The 24,269-nt window shown below is 47.0% G+C and carries 25 protein-coding genes and 2 pseudogenes; 26 read left to right on the top strand and 1 reads right to left on the bottom strand.

Going from position 1 to position 24,269, the window contains the following annotated elements:
* The 7 genes and pseudogenes from DXA66_RS13100 to DXA66_RS13070 all read left to right on the top strand — a co-directional run.
* On the top strand, positions 1-1,263 hold a 1,263-nt coding region (locus DXA66_RS13100; RefSeq protein ID WP_118529257.1), incomplete at its 5' end, for a VirD4-like conjugal transfer protein, CD1115 family.
* A 12-nt stretch (positions 1,264-1,275) separates the two neighbouring features.
* The gene (locus tag DXA66_RS13095; protein ID WP_002304332.1) at positions 1,276-1,596 is read left to right on the top strand and encodes a hypothetical protein; all 321 of its coding nucleotides are present in this window, start codon (positions 1,276-1,278) and stop codon (positions 1,594-1,596) included.
* Between the two features lie 5 nt (positions 1,597-1,601).
* A complete protein-coding gene (locus DXA66_RS13090; protein WP_002304334.1) occupies positions 1,602-1,994 on the top strand; it encodes a helix-turn-helix domain-containing protein in 393 nt (130 codons plus the stop codon).
* Positions 1,995-2,077: 83 nt separating this feature from the next.
* Positions 2,078-2,230: pseudogene (locus DXA66_RS13085) on the top strand (Maff2 family mobile element protein); the annotation flags it as partial.
* A 70-nt stretch (positions 2,231-2,300) separates the two neighbouring features.
* Positions 2,301-2,663: a helix-turn-helix transcriptional regulator gene (locus tag DXA66_RS13080; protein WP_005335920.1), complete on the top strand. Its 363-nt coding sequence runs from the start codon at positions 2,301-2,303 to the stop codon at positions 2,661-2,663.
* Positions 2,623-3,000 carry a TnpV protein gene (locus DXA66_RS13075; protein WP_005335912.1) on the top strand — a complete coding sequence of 126 codons (378 nt, stop codon included), beginning with the start codon at positions 2,623-2,625 and terminating at the stop codon, positions 2,998-3,000. The genes DXA66_RS13080 and DXA66_RS13075 overlap by 41 nt, the downstream gene beginning before the upstream one ends.
* Positions 3,001-3,029: 29 nt before the next feature.
* The gene (locus tag DXA66_RS13070) at positions 3,030-3,992 is read left to right on the top strand and encodes a DUF3658 domain-containing protein (RefSeq protein ID WP_005601707.1); all 963 of its coding nucleotides are present in this window, start codon (positions 3,030-3,032) and stop codon (positions 3,990-3,992) included.
* A 61-nt stretch (positions 3,993-4,053) separates the two neighbouring features.
* Here DXA66_RS13070 and DXA66_RS13065 read toward each other — a convergent pair whose 3' ends face one another.
* The gene (locus tag DXA66_RS13065; protein ID WP_118529256.1) at positions 4,054-4,860 is read right to left on the bottom strand and encodes a helix-turn-helix domain-containing protein; all 807 of its coding nucleotides are present in this window, start codon (positions 4,858-4,860) and stop codon (positions 4,054-4,056) included.
* 482 nt (positions 4,861-5,342) lie between these two features.
* Between DXA66_RS13065 and DXA66_RS13055 the strand changes: the two genes are divergently transcribed.
* The 19 genes and pseudogenes from DXA66_RS13055 to DXA66_RS12960 all read left to right on the top strand — a co-directional run bounded on the left by DXA66_RS13055 (position 5,343) and on the right by DXA66_RS12960 (position 24,258).
* Positions 5,343-5,531, top strand: a complete 189-nt coding sequence (locus DXA66_RS13055; RefSeq protein WP_002304353.1) for a hypothetical protein — start codon at positions 5,343-5,345, stop codon at positions 5,529-5,531.
* Entirely contained in the window at positions 5,528-5,869 is a 342-nt protein-coding gene (locus tag DXA66_RS13050; RefSeq protein WP_118529255.1) for a DeoR family transcriptional regulator, read from the top strand. Before DXA66_RS13055 ends, DXA66_RS13050 begins: the two co-directional genes overlap by 4 nt.
* Positions 5,862-6,158: a DUF3847 domain-containing protein gene (locus DXA66_RS13045; protein WP_118440873.1), complete on the top strand. Its 297-nt coding sequence runs from the start codon at positions 5,862-5,864 to the stop codon at positions 6,156-6,158. Before DXA66_RS13050 ends, DXA66_RS13045 begins: the two co-directional genes overlap by 8 nt.
* A 340-nt stretch (positions 6,159-6,498) precedes the next feature.
* Positions 6,499-7,335, top strand: a complete 837-nt coding sequence (locus DXA66_RS13040; RefSeq protein WP_118529254.1) for a DUF2262 domain-containing protein — start codon at positions 6,499-6,501, stop codon at positions 7,333-7,335.
* A 188-nt stretch (positions 7,336-7,523) separates the two neighbouring features.
* Positions 7,524-9,104, top strand: a complete 1,581-nt coding sequence (gene mobQ / locus DXA66_RS13035; protein WP_118529253.1) for a MobQ family relaxase — start codon at positions 7,524-7,526, stop codon at positions 9,102-9,104.
* Positions 9,105-9,169: 65 nt separating this feature from the next.
* Entirely contained in the window at positions 9,170-9,814 is a 645-nt protein-coding gene (locus DXA66_RS13030; protein WP_118529252.1) for a CHC2 zinc finger domain-containing protein, read from the top strand.
* The gene (locus DXA66_RS13025) at positions 9,783-11,120 is read left to right on the top strand and encodes a virulence-associated E family protein (RefSeq protein WP_038292699.1); all 1,338 of its coding nucleotides are present in this window, start codon (positions 9,783-9,785) and stop codon (positions 11,118-11,120) included. The genes DXA66_RS13030 and DXA66_RS13025 overlap by 32 nt, the downstream gene beginning before the upstream one ends.
* Positions 11,121-11,361: 241 nt before the next feature.
* Positions 11,362-11,559 carry a hypothetical protein gene (locus DXA66_RS13015; protein WP_118529251.1) on the top strand — a complete coding sequence of 66 codons (198 nt, stop codon included), beginning with the start codon at positions 11,362-11,364 and terminating at the stop codon, positions 11,557-11,559.
* Positions 11,560-13,230: a recombinase family protein gene (locus tag DXA66_RS13010; protein WP_118529250.1), complete on the top strand. Its 1,671-nt coding sequence runs from the start codon at positions 11,560-11,562 to the stop codon at positions 13,228-13,230.
* Positions 13,231-13,319: 89 nt separating this feature from the next.
* Positions 13,320-13,403 (top strand): annotated as a pseudogene (locus DXA66_RS13005) (Maff2 family mobile element protein); the annotation flags it as partial.
* Positions 13,404-13,428: 25 nt separating this feature from the next.
* The gene (locus DXA66_RS13000; RefSeq protein ID WP_002304374.1) at positions 13,429-14,295 is read left to right on the top strand and encodes a VirB6/TrbL-like conjugal transfer protein, CD1112 family; all 867 of its coding nucleotides are present in this window, start codon (positions 13,429-13,431) and stop codon (positions 14,293-14,295) included.
* Between the two features lie 17 nt (positions 14,296-14,312).
* Complete coding sequence (locus DXA66_RS12995; protein WP_002304375.1) at positions 14,313-14,747, top strand: PrgI family protein; 435 nt, start codon at positions 14,313-14,315, stop codon at positions 14,745-14,747.
* On the top strand, positions 14,707-17,094 hold the full coding sequence (locus DXA66_RS12990; RefSeq protein WP_002588967.1) for a VirB4-like conjugal transfer ATPase, CD1110 family: 2,388 nt from the start codon (positions 14,707-14,709) through the stop codon (positions 17,092-17,094). Before DXA66_RS12995 ends, DXA66_RS12990 begins: the two co-directional genes overlap by 41 nt.
* 3 nt (positions 17,095-17,097) lie before the next feature.
* The gene (locus DXA66_RS12985) at positions 17,098-18,834 is read left to right on the top strand and encodes a C40 family peptidase (RefSeq protein WP_002304377.1); all 1,737 of its coding nucleotides are present in this window, start codon (positions 17,098-17,100) and stop codon (positions 18,832-18,834) included.
* A gap of 14 nt (positions 18,835-18,848) precedes the next feature.
* Positions 18,849-19,106 (top strand): DUF4315 family protein, encoded by a 258-nt coding sequence (locus DXA66_RS12980; RefSeq protein WP_002304378.1) that lies wholly within the window; start codon positions 18,849-18,851, stop codon positions 19,104-19,106.
* Positions 19,096-19,779, top strand: coding sequence for a DUF4366 domain-containing protein (locus tag DXA66_RS12975; RefSeq protein ID WP_002578950.1), 684 nt, complete (start codon positions 19,096-19,098; stop codon positions 19,777-19,779). The genes DXA66_RS12980 and DXA66_RS12975 overlap by 11 nt, the downstream gene beginning before the upstream one ends.
* Positions 19,780-19,930: 151 nt before the next feature.
* Entirely contained in the window at positions 19,931-21,163 is a 1,233-nt protein-coding gene (locus DXA66_RS12970; RefSeq protein WP_002304383.1) for an ATP-binding protein, read from the top strand.
* 177 nt (positions 21,164-21,340) lie between these two features.
* Entirely contained in the window at positions 21,341-23,416 is a 2,076-nt protein-coding gene (locus tag DXA66_RS12965) for a DNA topoisomerase 3 (RefSeq protein ID WP_002578949.1), read from the top strand.
* Complete coding sequence (locus DXA66_RS12960) at positions 23,413-24,258, top strand: LPD16 domain-containing protein (RefSeq protein WP_002304387.1); 846 nt, start codon at positions 23,413-23,415, stop codon at positions 24,256-24,258. The genes DXA66_RS12965 and DXA66_RS12960 overlap by 4 nt, the downstream gene beginning before the upstream one ends.
* Positions 24,259-24,269 lie beyond the last annotated feature (11 nt).

The raw sequence follows: 24,269 nt of genomic DNA, 5'->3' as shown, positions 1-24,269 counted from the left end.
ATCTTGATTTTTTATCTTGACAAAATGCAGCCCAAAGGCAGCATCGTGATTGAGTGCGGCAACGCCCTTTTGAAGCATGGCTACACCATCAAGATTTTCAACACCATCAACTTTCAGAAGTCGATGCACTATAACCCATTTGCCTATATCCATTCAGAAAAAGACATTCTGAAACTGGTGACAACGCTGATTGCCAACACAAAGGGTGATGGAAAAGCCGGTGATGAGTTCTGGACGAAGGCGGAAACGCTGCTCTACTGTGCCTTGATCGGATATATCCACTATGAAGCTCCGGTTGAGGAACAGAATTTCTCCACCCTGATTGAGTTCCTGAACGCAATGGAGGTGCGGGAAGATGATGAGGAGTTCCAGAACCCGGTGGATCTGATGTTTGAAGCCCTGGAAAAGAAAAAGCCGAATCACTTTGCAGTCCGTCAGTATAAAAAATACAAGCTGGCTGCCGGCAAGACCGCTAAGTCGATTTTGATTTCCTGCGGCGCTCGTCTGGCTCCTTTTGATATTCAGGAGGTCAGAGATGTGACTGCCTATGACGAGTTGCAGTTGGATACTCTCGGAGATAAGAAAACGGCGCTCTTTCTGATTATGTCAGATACGGATGCGACGTTTAATTTTTTGATCTCCATGATTTACACACAGCTGTTCAACTTGTTGTGCGAGAAAGCAGATGATGTGTACGGCGGCAGACTGCCGGTTCATGTGCGCTGCTTGATTGATGAGATGGCAAACATCGGTCAGATTCCCAATCTGGAAAAACTGGTAGCGACAATCCGAAGCCGTGAAATATCGGCTTGCCTTGTTCTCCAGGCACAATCACAGCTGAAAGCCATTTATAAAGACAATGCCGATACCATCATCGGCAACATGGATTCCCGAATTTTCCTGGGTGGTTCTGAGCCAACCACGCTCAAAGAACTGAATCAGGCATTGGGAAAAGAAACTATCGACACCTACAACACCTCCAACACCAGAGGTAACAGCCCGTCTTACGGCTTGAATTATCAGAAGTTAGGCAAAGACCTTGCGAGCGTAGATGAGCTTGCGGTTCTGGATGGCAGCAAGTGTATTTTGCAGTTGCGTGGTGTCAGACCGTTTCTTTCTGACAAGTACGATCTGACGCAGCACCCCAATTATAAGTACACATCAGACTTTGATAAGAGAAATGAGTTCAACATTGAGCAGTTTCTGAGTCGAAGGTTGAAGCTCAAGGCAGGTGATGAGTTTGTGGTAGTCGATGCGGATTAAGGAGGTTTCTGTTTGGAAAATCTGAAAACGGTATCTGCCCTGGTTAAGAACATCTTGGAACACGACCACAAGGCAAGAAATACCGACAATCATTTGTACCTGATGGTACTGGAACACTATTCCGGTCTGCGTGGCATCGACATTCATGCCATGACGGTTCCTGTGTTTTTGAAGGAACTGGATAGACGCAGCTTTCCGGGGTTTGAAACTGTCCGCAGAAGCAGACAGAAAGTGCAGGCAACCTACCCTGACCTTGCTCCCAGTGAAGCCGTAGGCAAGCGCAGAGCAAAAAATGAGGTTGTATATCGAGAATTTGCAGAAAGCGAGGTGTAAAAAAAATGACTTGGTGGATCACGGATACCTCTATTGGGCAGCGATTGAAGTTCGTTAGACGATTTCGCCGCCTTACCCAGAAAGAGCTTGGACTCCTGATGGGGTATTCCGAGAAAACAGCGGATGTCCGTATTGCTCAGTATGAGAAAAACGCTCGAACCCCTAATGCAGAAACCACAGCGAAACTCGCAGAGGTTCTGAAGGTTTCACCTGTCGTTTTTTCACCGACAATCTGTGCTTCTCGTGAAGATTTGTTGCAGTCAATGTATTGGCTGTTTCTTATGAAAGGTGGTGGTGATATATATGATTGTGAAACTGAATATGCAAGAAGCAGAATGGAACAGAAACTTGGCGTGATAACCGTCGAGGAGTTCCTTGAAAAGATTCTCGTAAACTAAGCCTTCCGTCCGGTTTTGATGCCGGTAGTACGGAGGGCTTTTTCTATTCTCAAAACAATTTCAAATTTTAGGAGGAAAATATTATGGCATTTTTCAATAGCGCAGTAACCGTTCTTCAGACTCTCGTTATCGCTCTGGGCGCAGGTCTTGGCATCTGGGGTGCAATCAATCTGCTTGAGGGCTACGGCAACGATAACCCCGGCGCAAAGTCCCAGGGCATGAAGCAGTTCATGGCTAATTAAAGGGAACAAAAAGAAAGGAAAAACCAATCCAGACGGTATCAGCGGCAGGCTACAAGAATAAATTGTGATTTCACAAGATTGGTGTTATAATAAGAGAAAAGTTCCTGCCGGGGCAACCGCCCCGGTGGTATGGATAGAAAGGCAGGAAAATAATATGCACATCAGCTATAAACCACTCTGGCACACACTGTTAGAGCGTGATATGAGAAAAGAAGATTTAAGGCTTGCCGCTGGTATGACAACGAATATGATTGCCAACATGAGCAAAGAGGGAAAGCACATCAGCATGGACACATTAGCCCGTATCTGCGAAACGCTGAATTGTGAGATTACCGATGTAATTGAGTTAGTACCAGACGAGCCTGCTTCCACAGGAGGTAAGGAACATGAGCGAATTGAAACCAAGAATAACGGAAAACGGAATTGATTATATCCTTGTCGGAGATTACTACATTCCAGGCTTGAAACTGCCGGAGGAACACCGCCCTATCGGAAAGTACGGACGAATGCACCGGGAATATTTAAGAGAAGTCCACCCAGCCAGATTGAATACATTGATACTGACCGGAGAATTGTTGACATATCTTGCAGACCTGAATGAACAGGCACAAAAACGGTTAGACACTATCATGGAGCAGATGAAAGCTACCGAGGGCGTGACAGAGGAATTGAAGTGTACCCGACAAATGGAATGGGTGCAGCGTTGCAATAACATTCACAACAGGGCAGAAGAAATTGTTTTGTATGAGATGATTTATTCATAACGGGAGCAATTAAATCGGAGGTATATAAGATGATTGAAATTGTATTTGGTGAAAGTGCCTGTGGAAGTTTGAAAATTGCCCAAACTTACGGCAAGGGAAAGTATAGAGGAAGTGCTGTTTCAATATTTATGAGGCACGAAGACGGGAGTGTTCCATCTTCAGATGAAATGAAAAAGGCACAGCTTCAAGCACAGGAACAAGAACGCATTGCTTGGGAGAATGCTATTCCATTGGGAGGCAAGAGCAGTGATGTTTATTGTTTTGATATGGTTCTTAGTGTGGGAGATATTTCTGATAATGGAATTGGCGAACAGCGGAAAAATATTTTCAAGAAAATGCTGTCTGTCTGCTTTGTAGAGGATTTAGATTATCAGGTTGAAGAAAAAATACAGAAAATTAAAACTACATTGACCTCAGTGATTGAACGATATGTAGCTGGGGAAGAAATTCGCATTTGGTATAGCTATAATCCAGATGAGCTTTGTGGTATGTATTGGCTTATGAAACAACTTCAACCATTAAACTGCCAGACAACAATTTATTTGGTTAAGTTACCTACATGGGAATATGGAAAAGAAAATACTATGACATCCAAAATAGCATGGGGCGAGGTCTCTCCTGGCGAATGGGGAAACTATATAACTCTACAAGAGAAAGCTAATCCTGTATTTCTTTCAGCTTGTACTATGAAATGGAATCAACTTCAAAATGAAAATGCACCTTTGCGTGCAATGTTAAATGGTAAATTGCAAAGCGTTTCAGAAGATATATATGATAGTTTCATTCTTCGTGAAATTGCGGAACAGCCAGAGCAATTCAAAATGGCTATTGTCATAGGTAATGTTTTAGGAAAATATCAACTTGGAATTAGTGATGTATGGATTTCCAATCGCATTGATAAAATGCTTGAAGATGGTGTGTTGGAAATTATACAGGACGCACCAAAGGGAGAAACAAATTATCGCCGGATATTAAGAAAACGAATGAAATAATAACCACAGCACAAACCGCTGCTACATGGAATCCAACAAACCATGCAACAGCGGTTTTCCTTTACCGTTTTTTCCTCTGGCTGATAGGCGTTCCCATTTTCTTTGATTTTTTGAGAATCCGAATCAGCCAGCGAAATTCTTCGTCTGACAGATTTTTATAGTTGATACCAAGCTGCTTGCAGTAAAGGACAACCAGCTTTTCATCCCGGCTGCCCTTGAAATTTTCGACTGCTTCGAGATTTTCTTTCAATTCATCGGCAACGGTGGTCTGGGGCGCACTCTCACTGTCCTTTTTGTGGGCTTCCCGAATATCCCGGATAATCAGGTTGAGGTCATCCAGAACCATGTGACTGAAATACTCATCATCACTGATATAGGCGGCTTGCAGCACTTTCAAATGCGGGTCATCTTCGCCTGGGCGATACCGTTCAATGATTTCATGCCGGACGGTATCGACAAGTGCATTGAGGTTTTGAATCTGCATGGTAGCAATCCCGTCCACATAAATCTCAATGTCTGCAAGAAACTTGATGAAATCTTTATGTGTAGCAAGCTCACAGAGCAGACGGTTGTTAATCCGACCGCTTTTCAGCAGTGCCACCATCTCATCATTCAAATGCAGCTCCGTCAATGGTGTGTTGATCTGCTCCCTGTTCTCTGTCCGGCACAGTAGATAATCAACAGAGACCCCATAGAAGTCTGCCAGCGTGATAAGGTTGCCATGATTGATTTCCTTAAAATCCTCTTTTTCATAACTTCCAAGAGCTGATTTGGAAATGCCTGTCAGCTTTGATAGTTCTTCCAGATTTAAGCCTTTGTCCTTGCGGAGTTCCCAAAGGCGTTCCTGTATGCTTGTTGCAACTTTCATGGGCGCACGCTCCTTTCCGGTGGTTTTATTTCTGCCGTTTAACTGGATTATATCACACTTTCCGCAATCGTGGAAATTTCTGATTTTCCCCCTGATTCCTACTTTGTGGATATACGGCACAGGGCACAAAAATGTTCTATGATACAGGTAGTTCATCGATGGATTATTCCAATCGAATGACCAGCCTGTGTGGGATATGCTTCCCCGGCGATGTAGCGCCATGACTTTTGGCAGGGATATGGAGGAACCCTGACCGAAACGAGCATACCAAAGGGAGCGATACGCCGCTGTGAGATTCAGGGGAGGAACGACACCGGGGAGAACTGGCGAACTGACACCGAAATGATACCGAAACACGACAATCTGATAGGGGGATAGTCTACCCTATCGCTGATACTTCGGGAGATTTTAGGCGGCTCTATGGCTGTAATTTTGCAGAAAATCGCCCCGAAACCATACACGAAAACGGGAGGAAGCGCAATATGCCGAGAATGAGCAAAAAGAGGAAGCATGAGCTTTCTTTTTACCTCAATGACCGGGGGCGTGTCACTTACAACGAATTATGCCGGAAATGCCAGCATGGGTGCAAGCAGAGCTTCCGGGCGGTTGTGATTGACTGCCCCCGTTATTTATCCAAACGAGCAAAGAAAAAGGAGGAACACACCGAATGAATTTTGAATTTATGACGATAGACACACCATTGCCGCCCTGTATGGCTTTTCCAAGAGCGTTGACAGGGTTTCCAGTCAGCAGCACCGCAAAGGTCATGTACTGCCGGATGTTGGACGCTATGCTCTCCAATGGGCAGGAGGACGAGAACGGAATCCTGTTTGTCTGCTTCCCTGTCACAGCCATTGCCGCAGTCCTGTCCCGCAGCTCTATGACGGTCAAGCGTTCTTTGAATGAACTGGAAGCAGCCGGACTTATCATGCGGGTGCGTCAGGGCGTTGGAGAACCAAACAGGATTTATGTGCTGATACCGAGAAAGGAGGACGCTGCCCTTGCCTGATACCTCAAAGCTGGAAAAGCTCAACCGGGAGTTGGAAAAGAGTGAAAAGAAACTGCGGAAAGCCCTCAATGATGAAAAGGCATTGCAGCACCAGCTAAAGCAGCTTACCCGAAAGGAACGAACGCACCGGCTCTGTACTCGTGGCGGTATGCTGGAAAGTTTTCTGCAAGAGCCGGAACGCCTGACAGATGATGATGTTATGCTGTTGTTGAAACTCATTTTTCACAGGCAGGACACGCAGGAACTATTGAAGAAACTGCTGGAACGGGAGAAGCCGGAAACCCCTTAGTTTACTAAGGGCGCAATTATACACCACCCAAAGGTTGGTGCATTGCGTTCTCCGAAGGCTCCTCGCCGGAGGGCTGTGATTTTCCGCAGTCAAGGTCTGCTCCAAATCATACAGGGGACGCTACGCTTCCCCTGCGCTGGCTGCCGCCAGCTACCCTTTTGTGGACTTGCCATCTGGGGACACCTTGCATTGCAAGCTGTTCCCAGCCGACAAGTTTTACAAAATCTCTCTGTACTTTGAGGGTCGGGTAAAGTATAATGAAGTCAACAACAAATTAGAAGTTTTCGGAAAATAAAGAAAATTTGATTATGTAAATTACCAAGAAAAGGTGGAAAGAATTATGTCAGTACAAACAGATTTTGAGAAAGAATTCGAAACAGAAGAATATGAAATGCTTATTTTAGTGCAAGCATCGTGTAAAGGAGCAGCAATTATAAAAGATATGCTGAAACCATCTGTTGATTTTCTTGCGTCCATAGATTTGCGCACAGGTCAGTTCTTTCATGAGAAAGGTCGTATTGAATGGCTTATAAAAAATGACAATAAACGCAATGGGTGGGGATATGAATTTGAGCAATTTGGCATTTATCGTGTCGTTGTTAGGAAATGCATACCTCAAAAATTACAACCATATCAATTACATTATATGAACAACAGATATATGCTAATAAGAGTACTGGAAGAAAATGCTTCAAACGAAAAATTGGAAGCCTTGAAGGAACATTATTCAAAACCTATTTCTACGGAAAATGAATTAGGTACTTTTGTTTTGGAAAGAGAGTTTTCATGGTTTGAAGGAAGTATAAATTGGAATGGTGTAGAGGCAAATGTATATTTGAAAACCGATGAGGAAGATGGAGATACCGCTGAACAGGCAATGAAAGTATTAAAGGAATTAGTAGATAATATTGTGGATAATGATAATAAATATCGTGCATTTGCTGCACAAGAGCTAACAGAACTTGCAAATGAATGGCTAGAGGATTCAGATGAAATTGATACAGAAAAAATCACAAGAGAACTGTTTAAAAAACGTATGGAAATTAGCTCAATAACAGTTAGTCCAGATGGAAGTTTATCTTTATTTTACAACGATGACGATATGTTTTGGGGACATATTATTGAAATAGTGGTTGAGCCAAATGGAGAGATTATAAGTGCTAATATAGCCGGATGAAAAAACTTCCAGTTTGCCACCCACACATCGAGTCAACTTGTCCCGAACTTTTACAACTAAATACCCGCCGCCCACACAGCGGCACACCGAGCAGGAAATCTGAAAAAAGATCTCCTGCTTTTTTTCTGCCCAAAATGAGGTGGTAAAACGCCACCCCATCCACCAATTACCGAAAGGAGTGACACGAAATGCCCTGCCCACACAACGAAATCACGATTGTTCAGCGCAGCCAGCGGCAGTCTGCGGTTGCCGCCGCTGCTTACCAGAGCGGCGAAAAGCTGTTCTGTGAATATGACCAGCAAGTGAAGCACTATCCGGAAAAGCGTGGTATCGTCCACAATGAAATCCTGCTCCCGGCAAATGCCCCACAGGAATATGCCGACCGCAATACTTTGTGGAACGCCGCCGAAGCGGTGGAAAAGCAATGGAACTCCCAGCTTGCAAGGCGATGGGTGCTTACCATCCCCAGAGAGATACCGCCTGACCAGTACGCTGTCCTTGTCCGGGAGTTTTGCCAGAAGCAGTTTGTTTCCAAAGGCATGATTGCTGACTTTGCCATCCATGACCCCCATCCGCCGGGACACAATCCCCACGCCCATGTCATGCTCACTATGAGGGCAATGGACGAACATGGAAAATGGCTTCCCAAGAGCCGCAAGGTTTATGACCTTGACGAAAACGGGGAACGGATAAAACTTCCGTCCGGCAGATGGAAAAGCCACAAGGAGGATACGGTGGATTGGAACGACCAGAAGTATTGCGAAATCTGGCGGCATGAATGGGAGGTCATCCAGAACCGCTATCTGGAAGCCAATGACCGTCCGGAGCGTGTGGACTTGCGTTCCTATGCCAGACAGGGGCTTGATATTGTCCCCACTGTCCATGAGGGGGCTGCTGTCCGGCAGATGGAAAAGCGTGGTATCCAGACGAATATCGGAAACCTGAACCGGGAAATCAGAGCCGCCAACAGTCTGATGAAGTCCATCCGGCAGCTTATCCAAAACCTCAAAGGCTGGATTACCGAGCTGGGAGAAAAACGGAAAGAGCTGCTTGCACAAAAGGCGGCGGAGGAAGCGACACTTCTTCCCAATCTGCTGATGAAGTACATGGAGATACGAAAGGAAGAACGGAAGGACTGGACGAGGGCTGGACAGAACCGGGGGACTTCACAGGACTTAAAGGCAGTCAGCGAAGCCCTGTCCTATCTCCGGCAAAAGGGGCTTTCCACTGTGGAGGACTTAGAAGCATTTCTGGAATCTTCCGGGAAATCAGCCGCCGATTACCGCAATCAGATGAAGCCAAAGGAAGCCCGAAGCAAAGTGATTGACGGGATTCTTGCCAGCCGGACAGACTGCAAGGAATGTAAGCCTGTCTATGAGAAGTACCAGAAGATATTTTTCAAGAAAACAAAGGAAACATTCAAACAGGAACACCCGGAGGTTGCCCGATATGCGAAAGCCGCCGCCTATCTTGCCAAGCACCCGGACGATAAGGATAAAACGAAAAATGAGCTGCAACAGGAGCAGGAAAAGCTTCTTAGCGAAATCGCAGAGCTGAAAGTACCGCTGACCGAGGTACAGGAGGATTTGAAGAAGCTGCGGGACATCCGCTACTGGGTACGGAAAGCCACACCCGGTACAGAGGAAAGCAAAGAGCCGCCCAGGAAGCAGCCTATCAAGGAAGTCTTGCAGGATAAGGCAGACGAGAAAAAAGCACAAAGAACCGCCCCGGCGCAGACGAAACACAGACAACAGGATATGGAACTTTAACAGGCACTTGCCATTTTCAAGCAGAGAATGTCAGGTGCTTTTCTTATTTTCAAGGAGGGATAGATTTGAATGTATTTGAAGCTGTGAAGCAGTCCGTCACAACAAGACAGGCTGCGGAGCATTATGGAATCCATGTAGGTCGGAACGGGATGGCTTGTTGCCCGTTCCATAACGATAAAACCCCAAGCATGAAGCTGGATCGGCGTTACCACTGCTTCGGCTGCGGTGCGGATGGGGATGTGATTGATTTTACCGCCGCCCTGTATGGGCTGGGAAAGAAAGAAGCCGCCGTACAACTGGCACAGGACTTTGGAATTTCCTATGAGGACTGGAAACCGCCGGGAAAGGTAAAAAAGCCCAAGCCCCGGCAGAAATCCCCGGAGGAACAGTTTCAGGAAGCAAAGAACCGCTGCTTCCGTATCCTTGCCGATTATCTCCACCTGCTTAGGGCATGGAGAAAGGATTATGTCCCGCACTCCCCGGAGGAAGCCGTTCATCCCCGGTTTGTGGAAGCCTTACAGAAGCAAGCCCAAGTGGAATATCTGCTGGATGTGCTGCTGTTCGGGGAGACAGAGGAAAAAGCGGCTTTGATTACGGACTACGGAAAGGATGTGATACAGCTTGAACAACGAATGGCAGAGCTTGCAGCCGCAGACGCAGCAAGAACTAAAAAACACCATGAACGCTATGCAGCCGCCCCAGAGCATTGAGGAAATCAAGGCGGGGCTGGAAACTACCGAGAAAGGCGGTGTCCGTCAGAGCATACGGAACTGCCTGACCGTATTCCAGCGTGACCCGCTGCTTTCCGGGGCTATCGCATACAACATTCTGACCGACCGCAAGGACATCATAAAGCCCATCGGTTTTCACAGGGAAAGCACCGCCCTGAACGATACGGACATGAAGTATCTGCTTCTTTATCTGGAAGAAACCTATGGGCTTACCAATGAGAAAAAGATTGATAACGCCATCGGGATTGTGGCGAATGAAAACAAGTACCATCCCATCCGGGACTATCTCAATACCCTTGTGTGGGACGGGACAGAACGAATCCGTTTCTGCCTGCGGCACTTTCTGGGGGCTGACGCAGACGATTACACCTATGAAGCGTTGAAGCTGTTCCTGCTGGGTGCAATCTCACGAGCCTTTCAGCCAGGGTGCAAATTTGAAATCATGCTCTGTCTGGTAGGCGGTCAGGGGGCTGGCAAGTCCACCTTCTTCCGTTTGCTGGCAGTCCGGGACGAGTGGTTCTCCGATGATTTGCGGAAGCTGGACGATGACAATGTGTACCGCAAGCTGCAAGGTCACTGGATTATCGAAATGTCGGAAATGATGGCAACCGCAAACGCCAAGAGCATCGAAGAAATCAAGTCGTTTTTAAGCCGGCAGAAAGAGGTTTACAAGATACCCTATGAAACCCACCCGGCAGACCGCCCGCGTCAGTGCGTGTTTGGCGGCACTTCCAATGCTCTTGATTTTCTTCCCCTTGACCGTTCCGGCAATCGCCGCTTTATCCCCGTCATGGTGTACCCGGAGCAAGCCGAGGTTCACATTTTGGAGGATGAAGCTGCTTCCAGAGCCTATATCGAGCAGATGTGGGCAGAAGCTATGGAGATTTACCGAAGCGGCAGGTTCAAGCTGGCTTTCAGCCCCGCCATGCAGCGGTATCTCAAAGAACACCAGCGGGATTTTATGCCGGAGGACACCAAAGCCGGGATGATACAGGCGTATCTTGATAAGTACACCGGGAGCATGGTCTGCTCCAAGCAGCTCTACAAGGAAGCCTTGAACCATGCCTTTGACGAGCCGAAACAATGGGAAATCCGGGAAATCAACGAGATTATGAACCAGTGCATTGACCGCTGGCGGTACTTCCCGAACCCAAGAATGTTTTCAGAATATGGCAGACAAAAGGGCTGGGAGCGTGAAAACCCGGCAACGGACTCCGGCAACCCGTCTGAAAAAACGATGGATGGTTTTGTGGAGGTCACAGAACAGATGGAGCTTCCATTCTGAAAATGACAGCCCGTTGCACCCCCTGTTGCTATCCCGTTGCCGAGCCGGTTGCCGGGGAAAATCCCGAAACTATCGGCTTTTCTCCCCTATGACAACCAAAACAACAGAAAAATAAAAGAAAAGTATAAATAGTAACCATCGCCAGATTGAGATTGTTTGCAAGGTCTTTTGAAGCCCGTTGCCGGACTTCGTTGCCGACACCCTCTGTCTGGCTATTTTCATGTATGGAGGATAACTGCCTATGGCAAAAAACAAAACAGAGATTCATGTTACAACGGTGTTTGACGGGGAACTGGACGCAACCGATGTGTTCGTCAGCCTGATTTCCCAGAAATATAGAAAGACAAATACAAAAGAATATCTTGCTAAAAAGAAAGATTTGAAGTATAATGAAGATGAGGTTCAAAAGAGCCAGATACCGTCTGGATTGTGTGGGTAAATGGCTATGATGAACGAAATGGAATATAGAACAATCGGAAAGGCACTTGCCGGGGGCTATCGTGCAGCGGTCTATTGCAGGCTGTCAAAGGACGATGACCTACAAGGCGAAAGTGCCAGTATCGCAAACCAGCGTGATATGCTGGAAAAATACTGCGAAAAGCAGGGATGGGAGGTTGTGGCAGTCTATCAGGACGATGGTTTCACAGGTCTTAATATGGAGCGTCCTGATTTACAGAGAATGTTGAGAGCCATTGAGCGCAGGCAGATCAACCTTGTCATCACGAAAGACCTCAGCCGTCTGGGGCGTAACTATCTGCAAACCGGGCATTTGATTGAGGACTTTTTCCCAAGAAACGGTGTCCGCTATATCGCCATGAATGACGGTATCGACACCCTGCGGGATAACAACGATATTGCCCCGTTCAAGAATATCCTGAACGAGATGTACAGCAAGGATATTTCCAAGAAAGTCCATTCCTCTTATCTTCTGAAAGCGCAGAAAGGACAGTTTACCGGGTGTCTTGCCCCGTTTGGGTATCGGAAAGACCCGGAGGACAAAAACCATCTGCTCATTGACGAGGAAACCGCCCCGATTGTGCGGCTGATTTTCGGATATGCCCTAAACGGTCATGGTCCGAACTATATCCGCAGACGGCTGGAGGAAGAAAAAATCCCCTGCCCCACATGGTGGAACCGGGAACGGGGGCTTCGCAATACCCGCACCAAATGGGAAAAGAAAGACCCGGAAAACGGGCGGTATATGTGGGACTTCTCAGTTATCAAAGACCTTTTGATGAATCCCGTCTACACCGGGGCGATTGCTTCCCAGAAAAAGGACTACCGTTTCAAAATCGGCACGATTGGGGAAAAGAAGCCGGAGGACTGGATTGTAGTGGAGGAACAGCATGAACCGCTGATTGACCGCATGAGCTTTGATATTGTGCAGAACAAGCTGAAATCCCGTCAGCGTCCGGGGCAGACCAATGAAATCAGCCTGTTTGCCGGACTGATAAAATGCGGCGAGTGTGGGAAATCTCTGACGATACGCTACACAAACGCAAAACATCCCCAGCAAATTTATTCCTGCAAGACCTACAATGCCTTTGGAAAGAACCACTGCACCCAGCACCGGATTGATTATGACACCCTTTACAGCCATGTGCTGCGAAAAATCCGGGAATGTGCCAGAGCCGCCCTGATGGACGGGGAAGCGGTTGCCGACCGCCTGACCAATACCTGCGAAGCCGAGCAGCGGAAACAGCGGGAAGCAATGGAACGCTCCCTTACAAGGGACGAGGAACGGATTGAGGTTCTGGACAAAATGGTAATGCGGCTTTATGAGGATATGATTGCAGGGCGTATCAGTGAGCAGAATTTCAACACCATGCTGGAAAAGACACAGACCGAGCAGACGGAGCTTAAAACAAAAGTGTCAGAGGGCAGGAAGCGGCTGTCCGATGAAGTCCAGCTTGCCAATGACGCAAAACAATGGGTGGAAGCCATTCAGGAATACGCCAACATCACAGAGCTGGACGCAGCCACCCTTAACCGCTTAATCAAAGAAATCGTCGTGCATGAGCGCATTGACGAAGATAAAATAAGACACATTTCTATCGAAATTCATTTTAATCTCAAACCCATCCCGGAGGTGGAACAGGTCACTGCCTGACCTGTCCTGCCGGGACGGTTCTCTTAAAAACACCATATAGATTTTTGTACGCCGCCGCCCGCCATCGAGCAGAGTTTTACACCTAATTGGGGATAAAACAGCTCATGGCTGGCGGCGGTGTTGCCCTCATCGGCACCACCCTTGTACCTCTGCTCTCCGGACTGTTCGGTTAATCACAAAACAAGGAGGTAATCGCCTTTGGACAGCATACTCCAACAGATCACAGACTGGCTGAAAGAAATGCTCGTTTCAGCTATTATGGGAAATCTGTCGGGGATGTTTGAGTCCGTCAACAACCAGGTTGGCGAGATAGCAACCTCCGTTGGCATGACCCCGGCGAATTTTTCGCCGGGTGTCTTTGCCATGGTACGAAACATCTCCGAGTCAGTGATTATCCCAATCGCAGGCTTGATTCTGACCTTCATTGCCTGTTATGAGCTAATTCAGATGATTATTGACCACAACAATCTGGCAAATTTTGAAACCTGGATCTTCTTCAAATGGGTGTTCAAGACTTTTGTTGCGGTCATGTTAATCACAAACACATTCAATATCACGATGGCTGTGTTTGATGTGACACAGCACGTTATAAACGCAAGCGCCGGTATCATATCCGGAAATACTGCCATAGATGCTTCGGCATTGGAAACAATGGAAGAAACGCTGATGGCAATGGATTTGGGTCCTTTGCTCGGCTTGTTCCTGCAATCCTTTATCGTGCAGGTCACGATGTCCGCTTTGGCAATCATCATCTTTGTGATCGTCTACGGTCGAATGATTGAAATTTATCTGATGGTCAGCCTTGCCCCGATTCCGCTTTCCACTTTTGGAAACAGAGAACAGAGCAATATCGGACAGAATTATCTGCGTTCGCTGTTTGCAATCGGATTCCAGGGATTCCTGATTATGATCTGCGTGGGCATTTATGCGGTGCTGATTCAGTCTATCGCATTCAGTGATGACATCATCGGTTCTATCTGGGGTGTTATGGGCTACACCGTCCTTTTGTGCTTCACCCTGTTTAAGACTGGTTCGCTTGCGAAGGGTGTATTCAGCGCTCACTAAGGGAAGGAGGAAATTGTTTGGCAGCGTATATTCCCGTACCTCGTGACCTGACGAGGGTAAAAACAAAAGTGTTCTTCAATCTGACGAAACGGCAGTTACTTTGCTTTGGTGCGGCGGCGCTCATCGGAGTGCCGATTTTCTTTCTGGTCAAAGCAACCGGAAATGTGAGCCTTGCAGCACTGTCCATGATGATCGTCATGTTACCGTTGTTCTTTCTGGCAATGTATGAAAAGGATAGTCAGCCGTTGGAAGTGGTTGTAGAACACTTCATTCAGACCAAATTCGTTCGTCCCAAGGTTCGCCCTTATCAGACGGACAACTATTATGACGCTTTGATGCGTCAGTACAAACTGGAAAAGGAGGTTGAACGAATTGTTTTTCAAAAAGAAGCCACAGGCAAGAAACATCAAAATGCCTGCAAATCTGAATCGGAAGCAGCAGCGAGAAATTAAAGCTGTTGTGGAACGGGCAAAGAAGGACAACGGTATTCCGCAGACTGCACAGCAGTCCATTCCCTTTCAGAGAATGTTCCCGGATGGCATCTGCCGTGTCACTGACAGTTATTACACCAAGACCATTCAGTTTCAGGACATCAACTATCAGCTGGCACAGCAGGAAGATAAGACTGCCATCTTCGATGAGTGGTGCAGTTTCCTGAATTTCTTTGACAGCTCCATTCACTTTGAGCTTTCCTTTATGAACCTGAGTACCGATGCTGAAAGCTTTGAAAAGAGTATCCGTATCCCGTTCAAGAAGGACAGCTTCAATCCCGTCCGTGCCGAGTATAGCCAGATGCTGAAAAAGCAGTTGGCGCAGGGCAACAACGGCTTGACCAAAACCAAGTACCTGACATTCGGCATTGAAGCCGAATCCATGCGGCAGGCAAAGCCGAGACTCAACCATATCGAAAACGATCTGCTCAATAACTTTCGGCGTTTGGGTGTCATTGCCACTACCATGAACGGCAAAGAGCGGCTGCATCTGATGCACTCTATGTTCCACATGGGTGATAATGATAAGTTCTTCTTCGATTGGAAGTATCTTGTGGAATCCGGGCTGTCCGTAAAGGACTTCATTGCTCCGACGGCGTTTGCCTTTAAGACCAACCGCACCTTCCAGATGGGCAGTATCTTCGGTTCGATGTCTTATCTGGCAATTACGGCATCAGACCTGTCTGATCGTATGCTGGCGGATTTTCTGGATATGGAATCCACGCAGATCGTGACCATGCACATCCAGTCGGTTGACCAGACTGCGGCGATTAAGACCATCAAGAGAATCATCACCGAGCTTGACCGTTCCAAAATCGAGGAACAGAAAAAGGCTGTGCGTTCTGGCTATGACATGGACATTATCCCATCTGACCTTGCTACCTATGGTAAAGATGCGAAGTCACTTCTGAAAGAATTGCAGAGCCAGAATGAGCGAATGTTCATGGTGACATTTCTGGTGCTGAACACCGGGCGCACCGAGCAGGAACTGGAGAACAATGTGTTCCAGGCACAGAGCATCGCCCAGAAGCATAACTGCAATCTGCGTCGTTTGGATTTTCAGCAGGAATCCGGACTGATGAGCAGCCTGCCTTTGGCACAAAACCTGATTGAGATTCGTCGTGGCCTGACTACCAGTTCCACGGCTATTTTTGTGCCTTTCACCACGCAGGAGCTGTTCCAGAATGGTGGAGAAACGCTCTATTACGGGCTGAATGCTCTGTCGAACAACCTTATCATGGTGGACAGAAAGAAGCTCAAGAACCCCAACGGACTGATTCTGGGTACTCCCGGTTCCGGTAAATCCTTTTCCGCAAAGCGTGAAATCACCAATGCGTTCCTGGTTACGGATGACGATATTATCATCTGCGACCCCGAAGCGGAATATGCGGCTCTGGTTCACAAGTTCAATGGTCAGGTGGTAAAAATCAGCTCCTCCAGTACCAACTATATCAACCCTATGGACATCAACCTGAACTACTCTGAGGATGACAACCCGGTAGCACTGAAAGCTGATTTTATCCTGTCCCTCTGTGAGTTGATTATGGGCAGTAAGGATGGCTTGCAGCCTATCGAAAAGACGGTTATCGACCGTTGTGTGCATCAGATTTACCAGAGATATTTCGACAATCCTGCCCCTGAGAATATGCCGATCCTTGAGGATTTGTATGATGCCCTTCTGAAACAGGACGAAAAGGAAGCCCACCATGTAGCGACCGCCTTGGAAATCTATGTTAAGGGTTCTCTGAAACTGTTTAACAACAGAACCAATGTGGATATTCAGAATCGTCTGGTGTGCTTCGACATTAAGGAGCTGGGCAATCAGCTGAAAAAAATCGGTATGCTGATCGTTCAGGATCAGGTCTGGGGGCGTGTAACTGCCAACCGTTCTGCCGGTAAATCGACCAGATATTATATTGACGAGTTCCATCTGCTTCTGAAGGAAGAACAGACGGCAACCTATTCCGTAGAAATCTGGAAGCGATTCCGTAAATGGGGCGGCTTGCCGACCGGTATTACTCAGAATGTCAAAGACCTGCTTCGTTCCCCGGAGATTGCCAACATCCTCGAAAACTCTGATTTCATCTATATGCTGAATCAGGCAAGCGATGACCGAAGTATTCTGGCACAGCGGTTGAACATTTCGCCGCATCAGCTGTCCTATGTAACCAACTCCGGTGAGGGCGAAGGACTTCTGTTCTATGGCAATGTGATTCTGCCGTTCATTGACCGATTCCCGACAGATCTGGAACTGTATCGCATTATGACCACGAAGTTAAACGAGGTGGCACAGGAAAAGGAGGCGTAATGTATGGCGAAAAGACCTACACGACTCCGTTTTACCGAAGATGACCTTGCAGATTCTCATGTGAAGAAAGCTGCCGACCGTGCAGATAAGGCGGTTGATAGGGCTGAAAAAGCGGCAGACAAATTGGCTTCTAAAAAGGCAAAGCCGAAGCTAAAGCTGGAAACAGATGCAGCCGGTTCCCGTAAAGCAAAGCTCCGTTTTGAAAAAGCGGAGTTTACGGAAATCGAGCGCCCATCTGTGGCAAAGCACATGGCAAGCCGTGGTGCCGCAGTCACGCTCACATCCAAAGCACATCGGGCGGTGTCAGAATATGAGGATGATAATATCGGCGTTCAGGCTGTGCAGGAAACGACCAAGGCTGTTGAATCCACTGTCTATACCGTCGATCATGCCGTTTACAGTCACAAGCTGAAAGCCTACGACAAGGCGGAAAAGCTGGTTGAGAAGTCAGATAAAGCAAATGTAAATGCCCTGTATGAGAAGTTCAAAAAGGACAACCCCGATGCCGGTTCCAATCCCTTTTCCCGTTGGCAACAGAAAAGGGCAATCAAGAAAGAATATGCTGCCGCCAAAGCCGGTAAGAATACCGCTTCGACAACGGCTTCTGCATCTAAGGGTGCAGGCAAGGCAACGGGCAAAGCAGCTCAGGGAGCCAAGAACATCACAGAAAGAGTAACGGAGTTCTGCACCACACACTCTAAAACGATTCTGTTTGTTTTGATTGCCGGACTGCTTTTTATGATACTCTCAGGGATGTTCTCGTCTTGTTCGGCTATGTTCCAAGGCGGCACACAGATCATTCTGGGAACTTCTTTTACTGCAAAAGAGGAAGATATTATTGGTGCGGACAATGATTACAAGGCTTTGGAAGCTGCGCTCCGCAATAAAATCAATAATATCGAGCGTACTCATAGCGGATATGACGAGTACCGGTATGACCTTGATGAAATCAACCACAATCCTTATGAGCTGGCGGCGTATTTGACGGTGAAGTTTGAGGATTACACCAGAGATGAGGTGCAGGCTACCCTGCAATGGCTATTTGAGCAACAATATGAGCTGACCCTGACGGAAGTAGTAGAGATTCGTACACGAACAACATCTTCTACTGATCCCGAAACGGGAGAGACAACAACAGAGGAAGAAGATTACGAATATTATATTCTGAATGTGAAGCTCAGAAATAAGGGCTTGAACAGTGTGATTTCAAATTCCGGCTTGTCGGAAGATGATATGGAGCGATATAGAATTTTGCTTCAGACAAGGGGCAACAGACCGGATATTTTCGGAAATGACATTTACGCCACCCCTGGCGGCGAGTACACCGATTATGATATTCCGGGCGAAGCGCTGACAGACACAAGATTTGCCAATATGATTCGGGAAGCTGAAAAATATCTGGGATACCCGTATGTGTGGGGCGGCAGCAGCCCGTCTACCTCCTTTGACTGCTCCGGATTTGTTTCCTATGTAATCAATCACTGCGGAAACGGTTGGAGTGTTGGTCGTTTGACCGCAAACGGTTTGATGGGCGTATGCGACATTATCCCGAAAAGCTCTGCCAAACCGGGAGATTTGATTTTCTTCCAAGGCACTTATGATACCTCCGGTGCATCACACGTTGGTATCTATGTTGGCAATGGTATGATGATCCACTGCGGAAACCCCATTTCCTACGCTTCTATCGAATCGAATTACTGGCAACAGCATTTTTACTGCTTCGGCAGAATCAGAAACTAAAGGAGGGATGGCGATTGAGTGCCAAGTTAGACAGAATAGGTGCAGACCTTGAAAAAGCCCGTAAGAAACGGGCAGAATGGGATGCTAAGGTGAAAGACCTGGAACGCAGATACCGTGAGGAGGAAAATTCCGAAATCCATGAGATGGTTCATGCTGCGAACCTGAATCCCGAACAGCTTTCCGAGCTGCTCCGTATGTTTGCTGCGGATATGGCTCCGAAGCCTGATACGATCAATACTATGAATGAGGAGGAAACGCAGAATGAGATTTAAGAAAATTGGAGCCGCATTGCTGGCGTGTGCAATGTGTTTTGGCGTGTTTTCTACAACGGCATTTGCCTATGTAGATGAAAGCGTAGCGACTGAAGAACCTGCGGTCGAAGAAAAAGTTCCCGAAACAGAGCCGGAGGAGCCGATGCTACCGCTTACTCCCGACGGCAATCTGACTTTGGTTGATGACGCTGGCTCGCCTACGAAAAGCGGAAAGCAGTTCATTACCGCTGTAACCAAAAACGGAAACTACTTCTATATCATCATTGACCGTGATGATAAGGGCGAGGAAACCGTGCATTTTCTGAATCAGGTGGATGAAGCCGACCTGCTCAAGCTGATGGACGAGGAAGAAGTTGCAGAGTTCACCAAGCCGGTTGAGGAAACAAAGCCGGAAGTAGTTGAAACAGTTCCTGAAATTACAGAACCGACACCGGAGGAAAAGCCGAAATCCACAAATATGCTCCCGGCGATTCTTACTCTGATTGTGCTTGCCTGTGGTGGTGGATTCTTCGTATTTAAGAAAGTCCAGGAAAAGAAGAAGGCACAGGAAGCGGCAAAGCCTGACCCAGATGCTGATTATGTGGACGATGACGAGGACTATGGGTACGATCCGGAGTTTGAGGACGACGATGAAGATAGCTCCGTCGATGAAGATGATAATGAACCTGTGTAAACAGGATAGGCTTGATGCCTGGGGCAGCCTTCGGGTTGCCTTTACATAGTTTCCGCTTTCAAAAAATAAAAAAATTTGCGTTTTTGAAAGTGACATCTTGCATATACTATTAGCAGACAGTATAATAAGTACAGCGAAGCGGTTTCGAGAAATGAAAAAACTTCAATTTTTGAAAGCGGGTGACTATATGAAAACAATCACGAGAGCAAAATATCTCGATAGAATCATTGAACTGAATGGTACTCCTGACATCAAGATCATCACGGGCATTCGTCGATCTGGTAAGTCCAAATTGATGCAGGCGTATATTGCGTATCTGAAAAGCAATTTTGAAAACATCAATATTATCTTCATCGACTTCATGGATTTGGCGTATGAAGAAATCAAGGAATACCATGCCTTACACGCCTATGTGGAAGAACATTATCAGGAAGGAAAAACGAACTACCTGTTTGTAGACGAGGTTCAGATGTGTCCCAAGTTTGAGTTGGCAATCAATAGCCTGTACTCTAAGGGAAAATACGACATCTATGTAACAGGCTCTAATGCTTTCCTGTTGAGTGCAGATCTGGCAACTCTGTTTACCGGACGCTATATTGAAATTCATGTGTTTCCTTTCAGCTTCCAGGAATATTGCCAGTATTATGATGATATTAGTGACAAAGATAAGCTCTTTGATGAGTACGCTATCAAGGGCGGTTTAGCAGGTTCCTATGCTTATAGAACCGAAAAAGACAGAACAAACTATATCAAAGAGGTCTACGAAACGATTGTTACAAGGGATTTGGTACAGAAATATACTCTCCCGGACACTTTGGTTTTACAACGTCTGAGCGAGTTCCTTATGGATAATATCAGCAACCTGACTTCTCCGAATAAGGTCAGTCAGCTACTGACAGCAAATGAGACTCCAACCAATCATGTAACCGTCGGCAAGTACATTAAGTATTTGTGCAATGCTTTTGTATTTTATGATATTAAGAGATATGACATCCGAGGTAAGAAATACCTTGAAAGCTCTGAAAAGTTCTATTTGTGTGACAGCGGTATTCGATATGCAATACTGGGAAGCAGAAATATAGACTATGGCAGAGTATATGAAAACGTTGTTTGTATCGAGCTTCTTCGCCGTGGATATGATGTCTATGTCGGCAAGCTCTATCAAAAGGAAATCGACTTTGTTGCTCAGAGAGGTAGCGAAAAGATTTATATTCAGGTCAGCGACAACATTTCCGGGCAGGAAACATTTGAGAGAGAATGCTCTCCTCTGCTTCAGATTCGAGACGCTTATCCGAAAATGATTATTGCCAGAACCAAACATCCCCAATATAGCTATGAAGGAATCGAAATTCACGATATAGCCGATTGGTTGCTACAAGAATAAGCAAGGTGAAATATCTCCGTCATTCTCTTTTGAAATGATGGAGATATTTTTATTATGACGGAGATTGTAGAACAGAAAATTGTATCAGGTTGCAAAAATCCTTTCCGAACTTTTTACATAGCAGTCATGCACTACGGTGTGTGGCTGCTTATTTTTTTGTGAAAGGAGCAGATGCAAATGAAATTAGTTTTGGCTGAAAAGCCTTCGGTTGCACAGAGTATTGCCAAAGTGTTAGGTGCTGCCAAGCGTGAGGATGGCTACTTAGAGGGAAACGGATATGTGGTCAGCTGGTGTGTAGGGCATTTGGTGGAGCTGGCACAGCCGGAAGTCTATGATGCGAAGTACAGCAAATGGGCTTATGCAGACCTTCCTATCTTCCCGATGGACTGGCAGTATGAGGTTTCTGCCGGTACGAAAAAACAGTTTGGGATTCTGAAAAAGCTCATGGCCAGAGAAGATGTTGCGAGTCTTGTGTGTGCAACAGATGCCGGTCGTGAGGGCGAGCTGATCTTTCGGTTGGTGTACCACAAAGCCGGGTGCAGAAAGCCGTTTGAGCGGCTTTGGATTTCCTCGATGGAAGATGTAGCAATCAAGGAGGGCTTTGAAAATCTCAGGTCTGGAACGGAATATGATGCTTTGTATGAAGCAGCACTGTGTCGAGAACGAGCCGACTGGATTGTTGGTATTAACGCTACTCGACTTTTTTCGACCCTTTACGGGCAGACCCTGAATGTTGGTCGTGTTATGACCCCTACCCTTGCTATGGCTGTTATGCGAGAAGCTGCCATTTCCGCATTCAAGCCTGAACTGTTCTACACAGTTCAGATTGGATTGGATGGTTTTACGGCTGCAAGCGAACGCTTCAAAACCAAGGCAGCAGCCGAAGCTGTCAAACAAAGCTGTTCGGTGGCAATCGTTCAGAAAGCTGAATGTAAGGAGAAAACAGAAAAGCCGCCTGCGCTCTATGACCTGACCAGTTTACAGAGAGAAGCCAACCGTGTGCTTGGCTACACGGCACAGCAGACCTTGGACTACACGCAGAACCTCTATGAAAAGAAACTGGTCACTTATCCCCGTACCGACAGCAGGTTTCTGACGGAAGATATGGCACATAGCCTGACCGACCTCGTAAAGCTGGCTTTCCACACATTCCCCGTGGAGGATGTGGATAACATACCAGTTCATGCAGAGCAGGTTGTGAATAACAAAAAGGTCACAGATCACCATGCCATCATTCCGACCAGAGAATTGCAGAAATGCAATCTGAGCGAACTTCCCAAGGGTGAACTTGCAATTTTGCAACTGATCTCGAATCGGTTGTGCGTAGCTGTTGGCGATCCGCACCGATACGCAGAGACAGTTATTGAGCTGGACTGTGGCGGTACCGTGTTTTCCACCAAAGGCAAAACTGTTGTGCAGGATGGATGGAAAGCTCTGGTTCAGAAAAATGATTCGACAAAATCCGACGAAAACGTGCAGACACTCCCTTCTGTTTCCGTTGGTGACGAAATGACCGTCAGCGGCACGGAAATCAAGGAAGGGAAAACATCTCCCCCTAAACACTTTACCGAGGATACTCTGCTTTCTGCTATGGAAACTGCCGGTGCGGACGAAATGCCTGATGAGGTGGAGCGCAAAGGTTTGGGAACGCCTGCGACCCGTGCCGGTATCATTGAGAAGCTGGTTCGCATCGGTTTTCTGGAGCGTAAGGGTGATAAGAAAACCAAACACCTGATTCCGACCCACAAGGGTACGGCTCTGGTAACAGTCATGCCGGAACAGATTCAGTCCCCATCCATGACGGCGGATTGGGAAGAAAAATTGTTGCTCATTGAGAAAGGCGAATATGCCAGCGAGGACTTTATGGACGAGATCAAAGATGTGATTGCCGGTCTGATTCAGAACTATGAAGTAATCCGTGATTCCGAGGTTATGATGTCGAAAGAAGCCAATTCTATCGGCAAATGCCCGCTCTGCGGCAGTGCTGTAGAGGACAAAGCCAAGGCATTTTTCTGTTCCAACAGAGCTTGCAAATTTGCCCTCTGGAAAAACAATCGCTACTTTGCGAGCATCGGCAAGAGCATGACTTCTGCCACGGCGCAGAAATTGCTTGGTTCCGGCAAGGTAAAGCTCAAGAATTGCAAGTCCGAAAGAACGGGCAACACCTTTGATGCCACCGTCTTTATGGAGGTATCAGATGATGGCAAAACGAAGTTCAGTATGGAATTTGAAAATGGAGGAAAGCGCAAATGACAAATGAGTACAACCCGGATGGTAAGGAAATCCGATTTATCGACAGCCATTATAAGGATTTGTTTCATATCCCCGATGGCAGCTGTGTGCAGATTCACTACCCGGATGAAATGGTTGTGAAGCCCTGCACCTTCATTGACGAGTATCATACGCAGATCGGATACAATGTGTTTCATATCTGCCAGTTTGCAGAAATTATGGAGCGCAACGGCGCAAGCTATATGCCGGAGCCTGAGATTATGGGCGATGAAGCCGCATGGAAGGTCGGAAAGGATAGAATCCTTGCGGTGCAGACCTGCGAAGATGGTTACGACTACACCCTGTTGGATGAAAACTACAACGAGATTGATGGCGGTCAGGTTGATAACCCTGAACTGTCCATGCTCGAAGTCCGCCGGGATATTCTGGAATCCTTCGGGCTGGAGCGCCGGGAACTGCGGGCAATGTTCTATGAGGATGTCATGGAGCAGGCTTTTGAAGTCGGCAGACAGGCGGTGGTGGTCAATGACCCTATCGCTGAGCTTGCTTTTAAGCTCGACCGTTTTGCAGAGAACTTCGACCCCTATGAATATATGGATCAGGTCGATGATGTGCAGGCGCATATCCAAGAAATCAAGGCAGATCTTGCCGCTGGTAATACGGCTCCGTATCGTGAGTTCCTGAATACAGCCATTGAAGAAGCCCGTGAGGAAACTGCGGTTGAGGTTGCCAAAGTGCTGAAAAGTCAGCTGGATAAGCTCGACTCTCCGAAGCGTGAGTCGGTCATGGAAAAACTGGCACAGGCCGCAGAAAAAGCTGCGCCTGCCAGTCCCTCTCCCAAACGCAAAGAGCCTGAACGATAAGGAGGACACGG

This window comes from Faecalibacterium sp. OF03-6AC (genome assembly GCF_003478175.1).
In the GTDB taxonomy this organism is placed as follows: domain Bacteria; phylum Bacillota; class Clostridia; order Oscillospirales; family Ruminococcaceae; genus Faecalibacterium; species Faecalibacterium taiwanense.
This window is presented reverse-complemented; position numbering and strand designations above follow the sequence as displayed.